This window comes from Niallia sp. RD1, from assembly GCF_024219955.1.
In the GTDB taxonomy this organism is placed as follows: domain Bacteria; phylum Bacillota; class Bacilli; order Bacillales; family Cytobacillaceae; genus Niallia; species Niallia alba.
The window spans coordinates 160,117-175,342 of sequence record NZ_CP100420.1; the positions used below are offsets into that span (position 1 = coordinate 160,117).

The window sequence follows — 15,226 nt, forward strand, 5'->3', positions numbered from 1 at the left end:
GTAAATTTATTAACGGAAAGGAGATATTTCGTTATTCTGAAAAGAAGTTTACTTAAGGAAAATTCACTATTAGTAGAAAAAAGAGGAAAAGCTATTCTAACAGCTAATTTAAAAATTCGGTTTTTGTTCAAATTATCATGAAGTTATTTATGTTAAGATAGTTATGTTTTCCTAGCACTTATTCAGGAAAGAATTATCCTGCAAGGAGAGTAATATATATGATTGATAAAATTAAACCGATCCCTTCTTTATCTTCCAACTCCGTATTCTTAGCAGCTTTATTAGGGATGGTTGGCGGTTTTTTAGATGCATATACATTTATAAGCAGAGACGGGGTATTCGCTAATGCACAAACAGGGAATATCGTGTTATTCGCGGTCAATGCGGCAACTGGTGAATGGAAGGAATCGCTTATCTTTATTCCTCCACTCATTGCTTTTATATTAGGAGTTTTAGTTTCAGAAATTGTAAAAATTCCTTCCATTAGGGAAATCTTGCATAGCTACCGACGTTCCATCCTTATTCTAGAGTGTATTGTCTTAATTATTGTCGGCTTCTTGCCAACATCTGTACCGAATATTATTGTTACAACTAGCATATCTTTTGTGTCATCATTACAAATATCTACCTTTAATAAGCTTGATAAATGGGCGTATAATTCGACCATGACTACTGGAAATTTACGGACTGCTACTCAAGCTGCTTATGCTGCATTTACAAAGCAAAGTCAAGAAGCAAAGATTCAATTTAAAGAGTTTTCCATTATTATCGGCTCTTTTTTATTTGGAGCACTATTAGGCACATTTACTACAACACAATTTGGCAATAAAGCCATATGGGTATCTGCCTTCATCTTAATTATCGCACTAGCCCTCTATCATAAAGACAAAGGTTATATACGCAAACGTTGTGTATCATAATGAAATAAAAGGGGCTGGGACATAAGTATTCCAGCCAAGGATAAATCCGAACAATTATACGAAGCTACTAATGAAAGTTCCGTATAATTGTTTGGTTTTTTATTTGTTTTTTTAAAGGATGTTCCCATGAAGTTTAGTGCGATTACCCGCAGCCGGAATACACTTCGCTTTCCATGGGGCTAAGCTTAAGCCTCCTCAGCTTCGCCTCCGGGGTCTCAGACTGTCTCGCTAATCCCACAGGAGTCTTCGTGTATTCCGGCTGCTCCGTTTAACCAACTAATCATATTTCCTCTTGTAAAAAGTGTGCAAAAGCAGCCACATTTACTAGCTAAATTAGAGATTGTTCGTCTTTACAGCATATCTATTTAGTTATGTCCCAACTTCTTTTTACTTTTCATTTATTCGTCCATATAGTTCCTCCCACTTTCTCTCGAGCTCTTCCTTCTCAGAAAATAACTGCTCCAATTTACCCCATTCTGACTCCTTTTTCATTCTTGTTTCTAATTCTGTTATCTGTTTTTCTAATACATCTAACTCTTTTTCCCAATAGGTTTGCTTAAATGTTACTTCTCTCTTTTGGTCTTTCGAAACCACCGGCATTTCCTTTTTTGATTTTGCAGTAGTGATTACTTTCCCCTTTATCCGTTGCCTTTCCTTAGACTTTTCTCGGGCATACGTATAATTCCCTTCAAAATAGTGTAGGCCTTGGGATTCAATCCAATAAATCTTTTGAAAAAGCTTATTTAGAAAATAACGGTCATGGGAAACAGCAAGTATTGTACCATCAAAATCCTCTAGTGCCTCTTCTAATACTTCACGAGAATCAATATCTAAATGATTCGTTGGCTCATCGAGGATCAACAGATTTATCTCTTGATGCATAAGCTGTGCCAAACGAAGCCTCATTCTCTCTCCACCACTTAAATTGGAGACTTTTTTGAAAACGGAATGTCCGTAAAATAGAAATTGTGCCAAGATATGCCTCGCCGCTCCCTCTGTCACCTGCACTTCATTGCGAAATGCTTCAATCACTGTTTCTCCTTCCATTTCTGCCAATACATGCTGAGAAAGATAACCAATTTTCACATTACTTCCTATCCTAATCTCTCCTTCATCTGCTTCCAGCTGTTGAAGAATCATCTTTAATAAGGTTGATTTTCCAGTACCATTTTCTCCAATGATTGCAGCTCTATCTCTATAGCTAATCCGCATATGCACATCATTAAATAAGAGTTGTTCTCCGAAGCTTTTGGATACATTGCGAAGCTGAATAACATCCTTTCCGCTTCGCTCACTTGCTTCCATTTCAAAATTCATTTTTTTCCTATTAAGAATAGGACGAGATAACTTCTCCATTCTCTCTATCGCACGCTCCATATTTCTCGCACGTTTATGAAGTCCTTCATTAGGTGGGTTTGCCCGATTTGCCCACTCGCGAAGGCGTTTAATTGCTTCCCTCATTTTTTTGATTTTCTTTTGCTGTTCCTCATATGCCTGAAATTCTTTTAAGAGTCTTTCTTCCTTTTCCTTCGTATAATTGGTGAAATTAGAATAATAGGTAGTTACTTCCCCATCTTCTAAATCAATGACTTTCCCGATAACTTCATCTAAAAAATAGCGATCATGGGAAACGACTAAAATTGTACCATCATATTCCTTAAGATATTTCCCAAGCCACTCTACTGCCATTAAATCCAAATGATTTGTTGGCTCATCCAGTAAAAGAAAATCAGGTTCCTTAAGAAGAATCATCGCTAGACCAATCTTTGTTTTTTCTCCGCCACTCAATGCTCCATACTTTTTTGTAACTAAATGCTGGATAGTTAAGCCGTTAACAATCTTTTCAATCTTTGCATCTATTTCATATCCTCCAGCATTCGTAAAAAATTCCTGCAATTTACCATACTCATCTATTAATAGCTGTAATTGCTCTGGGGTATTGTCTCTTGCCATTTCTTGTTCGATCTGCTTCATCTTTTCCTCTAAAGTAACGAGACTTGAAAAGGCCCTTTTTAAAACTTCCTTAACCTTTAATGATTGCTCAAAGTCAGGTATTTGCTCCAGATATCCAATTTTCAGTCCTTTTTTCCAATGAATTTGTCCTAAATCAGGAGCTTCCCTTCCTGCTATAAGGCGAAATAATGTTGTTTTACCACTTCCATTTCTACCAACCAATCCAATTTTCTCCTTTTCTTTAATCTCAAACGAAATATCTTCAAAGATGGAACTTCCTCCATACATTTTCCCTATATTATTTACACTGCAAATAATCATATTACCGCTCCTTTTATTATGATTATCTCTTTTCCCCTCCGTCTGTAATGGACAGTTTTGTCTACACAAAAAAGCCATGGAAAACAAGTTCTCCATGGCACATTATTTTTTAGAAAAAGTTCATTCACCTTTTCATCAAATATAAATACCTCTAAATGTACAATTAGAAAGATGCGTTTGCATAAGCATACGCGACTTCCTTCTATAAAAAATGACTATTCCCTTCATTTAAGCCATTTAAAAAGGAGCGCATGAAAATGCACTCCTTTAACCGTCCATATAGATGTGGGTAAGAGATGTTTTCACTGTTTTAGTTTGCTATTTAGTTGTTTAAAAAAGGGCATACTTATCCCGTTAACAACTACCATCGCAAATTTTGCACGGTTAATATAAAGGCTTTCCATCATATAACCTTGCACTAAAACAGTTGAACTTAACATCCTTCCCCACCTCTTTTCTTTGTAAGATACTTTTATTATATCGTCTTTAATCTTTTCACACAAGAATAATAACAAGAAAAGTCATTACTATTCGAATCTATCGACTTTTCACATAACTATACATATGTCAGCTCATCGTACTGAGAAAGTAGGTCCGACTATTCCAAATACAAGACCTTTCAAATTTAAAGACTATTTGCAAATCCACTCATCATTTATACATTCCCGTTACTAAAATTCCACTAACGAATCTAACTTCACAGGTCTTCCTGTCTTAATAGAAATATTCCCTGCGATTCCCGTTAAAATGGACTTTACTCCATCAATATGGGTAGCTGCCCGATTAAATCGATCCTCGATTGGCTCTCCAAATATATCCCGAAGCAGCACTGGATCGCCTCCACCGTGTCCACCTTCTCCTTCTTCTATATCTACCTCATAAGGCTTACCTACTATTGGATGAACAGTAAGACTCATTGAGGAAAGTGCACCTTCTTCCTCTTTAGTGCCACCAGAATTAACATACGACTTTTCCACCACTTTGACTTCGATTCTCCCTTTTGTTCCATTAAAAGCAACATTAAAACCTTCCCATGGTGCATAAGCATGTAGGGAATAAGTTAGAATAGCTTTATTTTTAAACTTAGCAATTAGCCCTAACGTATCTTCCGTGCTTATCCCATCACCAAAAACGCTTTGGTCGCGTTGATAGCCATCTTCTTTCTCTGCATAAAGATACATTTTGCTTAAATGTTCGTTTTCCTCTAACTGTAAGGCAAAATGATCCGACTTTGCGTAATCATTTCCATAAGCTCTTTGATAAAACTTAGTTTCTCCTCTTTTCTCTGCGTTTTCTCTGCCATAAAACATTAAGTCTCCCATAGCCAAAACAGTGTCTGGATAGGATTGCAGCCAGAAATTCACAAGATCAAAATGATGGGTTGATTTATGAACAAGTAAACCACCGCTGTTGCGTTTGTCTCGATGCCATCTTCTAAAATAGTCCGCTCCATGTTCTGTATTAAGCAACCATTCAAAATGAACCGCATGCACATCTCCAATAACCCCATCTTCAATTAATTCTCTGATTTTTGTATTGTGCGGGGCATAGCGATAGTTAAAGGTAACCCGCAGCTTTCGATTCGTCCGTTCAACTGCCTCTAAAATCGATTGCGCTCTTTCTTCATCTATAGTCAATGGCTTTTCTGTAATGACGTCACACCCTAATTCCATTGCCTTTATTATATATGTATGATGGGTCCGATCCATTGTCGTAACAATACAGTAATCTGGTTTCAGCTCTTTGAGCATTTGTTCAAACTGATCCGCTTTATAAGTAGGAACTGATTGATAGGAGTACTTTGTTTCTAATAAATGATTAGCATAATTCATCCTTGTTTGATTGATATCACAAAAGCCTACTAAATCTGCAGTATCTCTAAAATCGCGTGCAATAGCTCCATAGAAAAACTCCGCACGTCCTCCAGTTCCTACTAGGACATATGTTTTCTTCGTCATGCGTATCCTCCTCCATTTAACCTTTTATAGTAATAGTATTTTCACAAAGATTGTTGCCAGCATCCCCGCAATATTTTTTTAACACCCCTATAATAAATAGGCTCGAAAGTTAAAAATCGTACTTTATTACTCTATAATCAAACGGCGGAATTTCATATGTCCCACTTACTAGTTTTTTATTACTTCTCCATTCCATCCTATTTTCGGGAACGGTAATTTCGCCTGCTTTCCCATTCATATTTACTGCAACCCAATAAGTAGCATCTTCTCCGATTCTCGGAATAAGAACAGTACCCGATGTAGTTTCCATTTCTCTGTTAATAGCAGCTTCTTTTGCATAATGAAGGATTAACGCTTCTATCATTTTCTCTCCCTGTTCACCAAGTGGCAAACTACCAAGCATGACAATCTTGCCTCTACCTCTTTTCGTCTCTTTTATAAAAGAATAGCCCGCACCTAGTCCTTCCTTGATTACTCCTATATTCTCTCCTTTTTTGGTATCAAAAATAGTACTCCATAAGCCTAATTCGGCTGTTATACCAAATGCTTCACCAAAAGTATTAGTTCCATCTAACGGATTCGTAAATAATGTATCTACCTCTGCAAGTTTTTCTAGCTCTCCAAGTGCGCAATCTGTATGAATAGCATGTTCACCGCTGCGTCCTCCAGTTAGCGGACCTGCTATCCAAATCCCTCCATTCTCTACAAATGCTTTCGCCTTCTGTATATATTCATCGGAAAGATAAGGGATAAATGGCGTAAACAATAACTTATACCCATCTAATTCTGCTTGTTCCATGATTATGTCTCGGTAAATTCCTAATGAAATAAATCGTTCATAAAAACCAGTTAAAATTTGTTTATACTGAATCCCATTAAATGGTTCTGTTTGAAAATAAGCTTTTGCCCGGTCCGAATAACAAATGGCCACCTCTGCTTGCATCGGCTTTGAAGAAAGAAGCAAAGGTTCTAATTCCTTCCGTACTCTTTCTACTTCTAATACATTTTGATACCCAATCGTCGGTTTTCCCCATGCGCTAATAACAGATCCATGGGTAATCTCACAGCCTGTACGCTGCTGTCTCCAAAGCCAGTAACAAAAGCCTTCTGCTCCAGCTGCATAGGCATACACTGCTTCAGCTTGTAAATATCCATCTGGATGTGGTGCTGCATATCTTTCAAGGGAAGCACTAAAGGAAGTACTTGTTTCCATCAGCCAAAAAGGAGTATCTTTCTTTATATTTCTATACAAATCACATAGCATAAAATAGGAGCTGGCATTTTCCTTTACTGCATATGTATCAAACGATGCAAAATCAAGATTTTCAAATAGTAATGCTTGATCCAAATCAAAAAAGACTGTGGCATTATGTGTAATGGGTACATCTGAGTAGGAACGAATAATAGCGGCTTGTTCTTTAGCAAACTCCGCTATTTTCTCATGTGTGAATAATTTATACATTGTTTGCAAGGAGGCATTGTGCAAAAATGGCGTTGTACTAGGCTGCGGGATTTGCTCAAATGATTGATAATATTGGCTCCATATCTGGGTACCCCATGCTGTATTTAACTGTTCAATTGTTTTATACTTGCGCTTTAACCAACCATGCCATTCGGATTTACAGGTATCACAATAGCACTCTCCAACATGGCATTTAAATTCATTATCTAGCTGCCAAGCAATTACACCTGATAGTTTCCCTAAGCTTTTGGCAAGAGCCTCTGTAATAATAGCAGCTTTCTCACGAAAATAGGCATTATTTGTGCAAACGTGCTGTCTCGCTCCATGGCTCATAATAGTCCCATTTTTATTTACATGCATTCGTTCAGGATGTTGATACGACAACCAGATAGGTGGAGTTGCTGTCGGGGTACACAAAACAGTATCGATTCCATGATCATTTAATCGCTTAATTACATCGATTAAGTAGGAAACGTCTATTTTTCCTTCTTCTGGTTCTATAAAAGACCAAATAAATTCTCCTATTCGAACAACATTAATTCCAATTTCTTGCATATGCACAATGTCCTTCTCGACTACATCTTTCTCCCATAATTCTGGATAAAAAGCAGCCCCGTGATATAACTTCCTCAAGTCTGTCCCCTCCTTTTTACAGCTTATCGATTCTAGCAATAACTATATAAAAATTCAGATAGACATAAAATCGCTAATGATTGTCCGTAAGGCATGATAGTCTTCGGAATTTGGCGATAAAAATCTAAGGAATCCCCCATTCCTGTCCCAACAGATACTTTTTGTAATGCACCTTGTTCATTTATTTCCTTTATAATTGCGTTTACTGCTTTAAGAGCAACCTCTTTATATTCTGCTCCAATATACCTTTTGTGAATGGACTTTAATATCCCATATGCAAAGCCAGCTGTTGCTGATGCTTCTAAATAAGAAGTACGATCGTTTATTAATGTATGCCACATACCCGTCTCATGTTGATATTCTTTCAATGACTCTATCTGTCTAGCAAGTGTTTCCAATAAATACGCACGAAAGAAATCTCCCTGTGGCAGCTCAAGCATGTCGATTATTTCAGGAATAGCAATGGTAATCCAGCAATTCCCCCTCGCCCATAATGCTTCGGCAAAATGATGATCCCCTTCAAATGTCCAGCCGTGGAACCATAAGCCTGTTTTCCGGTCAGAAAGATATTTTATATGGATAAGGAACTGCTTTTTCGCTTCTTCGATATACGCTTGATTATTAAGAAGTTTTCCAATTTTCGCTAGAGGCAAGACCGTCATCATTAACGTGTCATCCCATAGTTGATTCTTATTTTCTGGCCCATAGGTCATGTGCTGCAACCCATCTTCTTTTGTCCTTGGCATTTCGTATAATACCCAGTCAGCCCAAGCCTCTAAATAAGGCAAATACGTTTGATCTTTCGTATCTTCATACAAGTAAGCTAATGTAAGCAGGGGCGCCATCGTGTTTACATTTTTAGGGGGAACCCCTTCTGTTAATCTGCGCTTATACCATTCTGTCATTATTTCCTTTGCCTTTTGATCATTCGATATTTTCCAATAGTTATAGATTCCATATAAGCCTACACCTTGGGGCCAATTCCATACTTCCCAGCTTTTATCATCGACAACAACTCCGTCAAAATGGAGCAAGTATTCTCCTGTTTGGTCCTTAATACTTGCGAGATTCTCCATTAGTCTTTCAATCGAAACAATGACATGTTGTTTATCCAAAATTTGCTTAGTATCAACCATCTCTTTCCCTCCATAAAGAAAATATTTGGACGAAGAACTTCAACTATTTCAAACCACTTGTACTGATCCCTTCCACAATATATTTTTGAAATAGAAAGAAGATCAGAATAACAGGTACTAACGAAACAACAGACATCGCAAACATCGCTCCCCAATTTGATGCGGATTCTGTATCTAGAAATAATTTTAAAGCTAGGGAAACTGGATATAATTCAGCCTTATTTAAATATAAAACTGGATTGATTAAATCTTCCCATTTCCAATAAAAAGAGAAGATAGCAGAAGTAGCTAGTGCTGGTGTTATTAAAGGTAAAATGATACGAAAGAAGATACTAAAACGGCCACAACCATCTATTCTAGCTGCTTCATCTAATTCTACTGGTATCGTTCGAATAAACTGGACGATTAAAAAGATGAAAAAGGCATGCCCAAAAAATTGAGGGACAATGATTGGCTTAAAACTATTAATCCAGCCGATTTTAGCAAAAATGATATATTGAGGAATCATTAATACTTCATGTGGAAGCATCATGGTCACCATCATACAAGCAAACCAAAAGCTTTTTCCCTTAAATTGAATTCTCGCAAATCCATAAGCAATTAGAGCCGAGGACACTACTGCCCCAATAGTAGATAGCCCTACAATAGTCAATGAATTTTTAATAAACGTTCCAAAGGATTGCCCGGCAATTCCCTTCCATCCATCTGCATAGTTGGTCCAAATAAATTTATCAGGAATAAGGGAATGAGCAGTCACAAAGATAGATGAACTTTCTTTAAAAGAACTCATGATTAACCATATAACAGGATAGAGCATTATTATGGCGATAATACTAGTAATTACATGAAAAAGTATTTTTTTGGGATTTATTTTTGTGCGTTTCTTTTCTATCGTTGGCTTGATGTTTGGCTCGATAACATTATTTGTCGGTTGTTTATATGTCTCCATGTCTATCAATCCTCCTTCGACTCGTAATAAACCCATAAGGATGATGTCTTAAATAAGATCAGTGTTGTAAGTCCAACAATAATTAACATGACCCACGCCATAGCAGATGCATATCCCATTTGAAAAAAATTAAATGCTTTTTGGAATAAATAAAGTGGGTACAGTAACGTTCCATCAAGAGGACCACCTTCCCCTTTGGAAATAATATAGGCTGGTGTAAAAGTCATAAATGCAGATATTGTTTGCATGACTAAATTAAAGAAAATAATTGGGCTTAATAATGGGAGCGTAATTTTGAAAAATTTATGTACAGCACTTGCTCCATCTACACTTGCAGCTTCATAATAGGTTGGCGGAATATTTTTTAATCCTGCAAGAAATATAAGCATGGAAGAACCGAACTGCCATACAGCAAGCAATATCAATGTCCATAACGCGCTTGTCGGATCTTGATACCAAAGGATTTTCTTATCAATTCCCATAAAGAACAATAATGCATTGATTACTCCTTCGTTGCCAAAAATATTACGCCACATAATAGCAACTGCTACACTACCTCCGATAATCGACGGCAAGTAAAAAAGAACTCGATAAATCCCAATTCCTTTCCTATTTTGGTTTAAAAGCATTGCCACAAATAACGCAAACATTAAGCGAAGAGGCACACCTGCAAGCACATAATAAAACGTCACACTTAACGACTTCCAAAACTTTTCATCTCCAAAGAGCATTTCTTTATAATTGGCAAGCCCTATCCATGTTGGTGTTGTAAATAAATCATAATTAGTGAAAGATAAATACAAGGAAATAAGCATCGGCACAACGGTGAATGCAGTAAAGCCGATAATGAATGGCGATATAAAGGCATAGCCGGATAAATTATCTTTTAAAGCACGTGACTTCATTTCTAAAACAACTCCTTTCTCTATCAGAAATAGAGCACGAATCATTCAAAGTTGAACTTTTCGTGCATTTATTTTTGTGAATTTTTCATAGGTTCTAAAATTATATAGAACGGAAGGAAAACTGTTTTTTTAAACGAGCGGTCGTCTCTCTTAACTTGCTTAGTAAAGCCAACTATCGCTAAGAAAACATTGCGTAACTCCCTATTTATTTCTTCCTAAAATTTCATTTGCTTGTTCTCTAAATTTCTTCGCGCCTTCTTCTGGCTTAATTTGCTTAAATAAGATTTGATCGGAAACGTCTTTTAGTGCTTTCATTACTTCTGCACTCCCAATCGGATCTGGTGGATCAGCTTGACTTGCATGCTGTGTGGCAGACTCTACGTACTCCACAATTTTTGTTTCTGATTCGCTTAATTCTGGTTTAATTGCATCAGATACTTCTGTAGAAACTGGAACTCCTCTTTCTCCCTTAATAATCTTATTGGCTTCGATATTATTTACAAAGTAGTCAATAAACTTAGCTGCCTCTTCTTTCACCTTTGAACTTTTTGGAATAGAGAATAACATACTCGGCTTTAAGAATAAGGCACTTTCCGTTTCTTGTTCTGGTGGAAAGTTAATTGTAAGAGAATCATCTGTTAGTTGCGAAAACGCTAAGTATTGATTGGAATAATTCCAAGTAAACCCTGTAGCACCTTTTACAATGAAATCATCTTCCATTCCTTTTATTTGTGCTTGTTCATCTGGAGTTGGGGATGCATCTGCATCAATTAATCGCAATTGTCTCTCGAAGTAATCGATAAAAAATTGATCATCTGTATAAGCTAGTCCTGTACCATCTTGATTATAAAAACGCTCACCTTGTGTTCTTAAATAGTACGGGAAAAATACATCTGGGGGATGCATCCCATTTGATCCGTAAACCCCTAGTTTTTCTTGTAGCTGCAATGCAATTTTTTCATAGTCGTCCCATGTCCATGTTTGACTATCCATCTCAATCCCAGCTTCTTTTACTAATCGATCATTAGAAATAACCGACAATACATTCACACCAGCTGGCAATCCATAAAGACTATCTTTTATTTTTCCACCTGAAATATTATTTTCTGGGATAGAGCTAGTATCAATCGTTCCATTATCCAGATAAGGTGTTAAATCTTCCAATTGACCCTTTTCTCCATATTGTGATATATAGGCCATATCCATTTGAATCACATCTGGTAATTGGTTTGCTGCAGCTTGTGGAGCTAGCTTTTTCCAATAGTCGTCCCAGTTAGCAAATTCGGGCTCGATGTTTACATTAGGATTTTCTTTTTCATACATCTCAATAACTTTTGTCGTGTAATCATGACGAGGCTGCCCACCCCACCATGCAAATCGAATCGTAATCTTTTCACTGCCATTTTCTCCGCCTGATTCATTACTACTAGATGCACTACAACCACTAAATGCCGTTACCACAAACAGACTCAAGGCTAAAATGAGAAGCTTCCTCATCCAATCCCCCTCTCCCTTCTTTATTGTAAGTGCTTTCATTTAAATTTTACGTGTTATTCCCACTTGATGGAATCTAAAAAATAGAGATATCCTGTTTAAAAAACAGAGGTATTCTTTTTAAAACATCGCTAAAAAGTCCTAATCACTTCTTTCCCAGAGTAATTAGGACTTTTTAATCTAGCGTGCATTTTTGTATTCGGAAGGAGTATAACCCGTATGCTTTTTAAATACTTGGCTAAAGTATTGAGGATTATCGCCAAATCCACTCATTTCCGCAAGGGTGAATATTTTGATTTCATCCGTCTTCTCAATCTCTTCCAATGCTTTATTCACTCTCATTCTCGTTACATAAGTCGAAAACTTTTCACCTGTTTCTTGCTTAAATAATTTCCCTAGATAATCTGCATTCATATAAACTTGTGTAGCAACCCATTTTAAGGAAAGCGCCGGATTACTTAATTCCTTATTAATTAATTCTTTTATTTGCTCGATTACATGCGACTGCGAAGATTTGTGCTTATCATAGTATGTAAAGGTAATTTCTTTTGTATGATAAAGCAGAAACTCTTTCATCGCCTGAATGCTCTTCGCTTCTAATAAAAAGGATATTTTCCCCATATAGTCAGAAAGGCTTTTGGCACAGCATACTTGGATGATTGAAAGAAAAAGTTGAATGATGTGAGTTCTTGTTAAGTGAATAGGATCTCGTTTAGCTGAAATCTGTTCGAATATTTCGTTCATTTCTCCCTCCGCTTTGGCCCAATTACCTGACTTGATTTCTAAAAATAATGGTAAATCTCCAAAGTCTAGACTATCTATCTCCTGCTCTTGCTGTATATCCTTCTTGGTAATAATGCTTCCCTCTCCTAAATAGAAACGATGACTTAGACATTCAAGCGCTTCTTGGTAAAGCTTTCTTGTGAGGGTTATAGATCCTATCCTGCTTACTGCGACCGTCATATCCATCTCATATACTAAAGAAAAGTTTTTTCGAATTTGCTTCATTCTTTCTTGCAGTTCATCTTGACCGCTCTTTGCATCGACAATAAACAAAATATGTTCTCCAATGTTAGAAGAAAGAATAGGAGATTCAAAGATATCATTTCCTACATTCTCCAACATAAATAAGTGTTCATAGTTAAAGTCTCCCTCTAAATGAAACAAGACAACACAAATCTGCTTATCTTCCAATTTGGTATGAAAGATCCGTTCATAGTAGGCCAAAACCTTCTTTTCTGATTTTTTGCTAGTAACTAGCTCTGTCAATAATTGCTTTTTCACAAAGGGCTGCACAGTTTCCATTTTCTTTTTCATCTGTATCAAATAATGTTCTTTTTTCTCTTTCATACGAATTTCGCTACTTGTCTGTTGAATTGCTTCGATAATTTGGTTTTCATTACAAGGCTTTAATAAATAGTGTTTAACTCCATATTCCATTCCTTTTTGGGCATAATGAAATTCAGCGAATCCAGATAAAAGAATAAAATGGATATGGGGATATTCTTCTTTTATTTTCGAAACTAACTCCATTCCATTCATACCAGGCATTTTTATATCACTAATAACAATATCAGGCTGTAAATCGACAATTAATTGATATGCTTCTATGCCATTGGTTGCCTTCCCTACTAACATGGTATGCAGCTTTTCCCATTCAATAATCTTTGAAATACCCTCTAAAATGATTCTTTCATCATCCACTAGAAGAACCTTATACATGTTATCACCGCCATTTATTTGGAATGATTAAATGAACTTGGGTTCCCATTCCAGATTTACTTTTGATTGTTAAACCAAATTCCTCACCATATAAAAGCTTAATCCGTGAATCAATATTATAAAGCCCGATTCCAGTCCCTCTTGTTTTTACCTCTTGTTTTCTAACCTTTGCTAATAGTTCTTCCTCCATCCCAGGTCCATCATCTTCAACGGTAATATGTAAATTACTTTCTTGAAGATAGCCAGAAACCTTTATTTCACATGGCTCTATCATCATTTCAAGCGCATAATGGATCGCATTTTCGACGAGAGGCTGAATCATCAATTTAGGAATATAGCATTTCTTTGTCTCAGGCGAGATAATTTCGCGGAAAATCAAGCGATCGCCATATCGATATTTTTGGATTCTTATATAATGGGAAACGATAAAAAGCTCTTCTTCGAGCAATACTACGTCATTTTTAACACTAATAGCATTTCGCAATAAATAGCCCAAAGATTCAACCATGCTTGATATTTCTGTTTGCTGATTCATTTTTGCCTGCCAGTTAATCGATTCTAACGTATTGTACAAAAAATGAGGGTTAATCTGTGCCTGCAAAGCCTTAAACTCAGTATCCTTGATTAATAACTGTTTTTCGTAATTTTCTTTAATTAATGTATTAATTCGGTCAATCATCAGAATAAAATGATCCGTGAGAATGCCGACTTCATCCTTTGATTCAACAGGTTGTAACGTATTATTGATCGATAAATCTCCTTTCTGCACATTTTTCATCGCAAACACAAGCTGCTCAATTGGCTTTGTTAATTTACTAGAGAAAAGAATTGCCATCAATAGCACAACTAGGTTTAGTAAAAGGAAGATTGCTATCATAACATATTTTGTTGTTTTCACTTTCGAAATAATCGCATCAAAGGAAACGATGTTCCAATAAACCCAATCAACATATGAGGAAGTTGTATGGGTTATAAAGTATTTCTCTCCATCCAATGTCTGTATTTGATAGCCAACCTTCGTATTCGGAAGATATGGAATTTTTTCTATCTCATGAAATAACCCATTATAAAAAAATGGATTGTTTCCACTGCTAATCATCATATTACTAGTCATTTTATTATTTGTTGATGCGCTATCTTCCACTATTTTATCTAAATTAACTTGAATAAGCAGTGTCCCTAATGTTTCCAAGCTTAAATTTTGATGTCTTCTTATTTTTCGAATTGCAAAGATTTTATTACTATCGGTCTCTGTTATCCATTGATTCGCCCCATTACTCCTTTCGCCAATCGCGATCCATTCATTCTTCTGCTCGGAAATAATAGGAGATGTATACCCACCAGCCCGATATTCATCTCCATTTACATCGAATAAATGAATGGAATGAATATATTTAGAAGATCCTACATACTCCGTTAGTAAATCCCAAAGTTCATTTTCCAACTGATATCGTTGATAGGGATTGGCGTTCTCCTTCACTTCGACTAAATTTTTCTGAATTTTATTATCTGTCATTAATGAATAAGAGATTTCTTCGATATTTTTTAATTCTTTTTCTAATTGATTGGTAGACATATGTAAAACTTCGGTTGTTTTTTGATAATATAACTGATCATAAACATGAAAGGCATATTGGAATCCGATTAATAAAAATGACAGAGAAGCAATCATGATTAATAAAATAGTTAGAATGAGCTTATTTTTTATTTTTAACTGCCGATACTTATTCATTGCAGAAGAAATCCAGTTTTTCATATGAAAGCTCCTCTTTG

The 15,226-nt window shown here is 36.2% G+C and carries 11 protein-coding genes; 1 reads left to right on the plus strand and 10 read right to left on the minus strand.

Features of this window, described 5'->3' with window-relative positions; all coding sequences use genetic code 11:
• The first annotated feature begins 218 nt into the window (after positions 1-218).
• Entirely contained in the window at positions 219-920 is a 702-nt protein-coding gene (locus NKG37_RS00925; RefSeq protein WP_016202477.1) for a YoaK family protein, read from the plus strand.
• A gap of 387 nt (positions 921-1,307) precedes the next feature.
• On the opposite strand, the gene abc-f is transcribed toward NKG37_RS00925, so the two are convergent.
• The 10 genes from abc-f to NKG37_RS00975 all read right to left on the minus strand — a co-directional run bounded on the left by abc-f (position 1,308) and on the right by NKG37_RS00975 (position 15,209).
• Entirely contained in the window at positions 1,308-3,194 is a 1,887-nt protein-coding gene (gene abc-f / locus NKG37_RS00930) for a ribosomal protection-like ABC-F family protein (RefSeq protein ID WP_254416345.1), read from the minus strand.
• A 302-nt stretch (positions 3,195-3,496) separates the two neighbouring features.
• Positions 3,497-3,634, minus strand: coding sequence for an RAxF-45 family protein (locus NKG37_RS00935; RefSeq protein WP_192840959.1), 138 nt, complete (start codon positions 3,632-3,634; stop codon positions 3,497-3,499).
• A gap of 231 nt (positions 3,635-3,865) precedes the next feature.
• Entirely contained in the window at positions 3,866-5,152 is a 1,287-nt protein-coding gene (locus tag NKG37_RS00940) for a Gfo/Idh/MocA family oxidoreductase (RefSeq protein ID WP_224428172.1), read from the minus strand.
• Positions 5,153-5,261: 109 nt separating this feature from the next.
• Entirely contained in the window at positions 5,262-7,247 is a 1,986-nt protein-coding gene (locus NKG37_RS00945; protein WP_254415639.1) for a beta-galactosidase, read from the minus strand.
• A 32-nt stretch (positions 7,248-7,279) separates the two neighbouring features.
• Positions 7,280-8,383 carry a beta-galactosidase BglB gene (locus NKG37_RS00950; RefSeq protein ID WP_224428170.1) on the minus strand — a complete coding sequence of 368 codons (1,104 nt, stop codon included), beginning with the start codon at positions 8,381-8,383 and terminating at the stop codon, positions 7,280-7,282.
• Positions 8,384-8,426: 43 nt separating this feature from the next.
• The gene (locus NKG37_RS00955) at positions 8,427-9,332 is read right to left on the minus strand and encodes a carbohydrate ABC transporter permease (protein WP_224428169.1); all 906 of its coding nucleotides are present in this window, start codon (positions 9,330-9,332) and stop codon (positions 8,427-8,429) included.
• 5 nt (positions 9,333-9,337) lie between these two features.
• Positions 9,338-10,237, minus strand: coding sequence for a carbohydrate ABC transporter permease (locus tag NKG37_RS00960; RefSeq protein WP_212117311.1), 900 nt, complete (start codon positions 10,235-10,237; stop codon positions 9,338-9,340).
• Positions 10,238-10,438: 201 nt separating this feature from the next.
• Complete coding sequence (locus NKG37_RS00965) at positions 10,439-11,734, minus strand: ABC transporter substrate-binding protein (protein ID WP_224428167.1); 1,296 nt, start codon at positions 11,732-11,734, stop codon at positions 10,439-10,441.
• Positions 11,735-11,911: 177 nt separating this feature from the next.
• Entirely contained in the window at positions 11,912-13,453 is a 1,542-nt protein-coding gene (locus NKG37_RS00970; protein ID WP_254415640.1) for a response regulator, read from the minus strand.
• Between the two features lie 4 nt (positions 13,454-13,457).
• Positions 13,458-15,209 (minus strand): cache domain-containing sensor histidine kinase, encoded by a 1,752-nt coding sequence (locus NKG37_RS00975; protein ID WP_254415641.1) that lies wholly within the window; start codon positions 15,207-15,209, stop codon positions 13,458-13,460.
• Between the last annotated feature and the right edge of the window lie 17 nt (positions 15,210-15,226).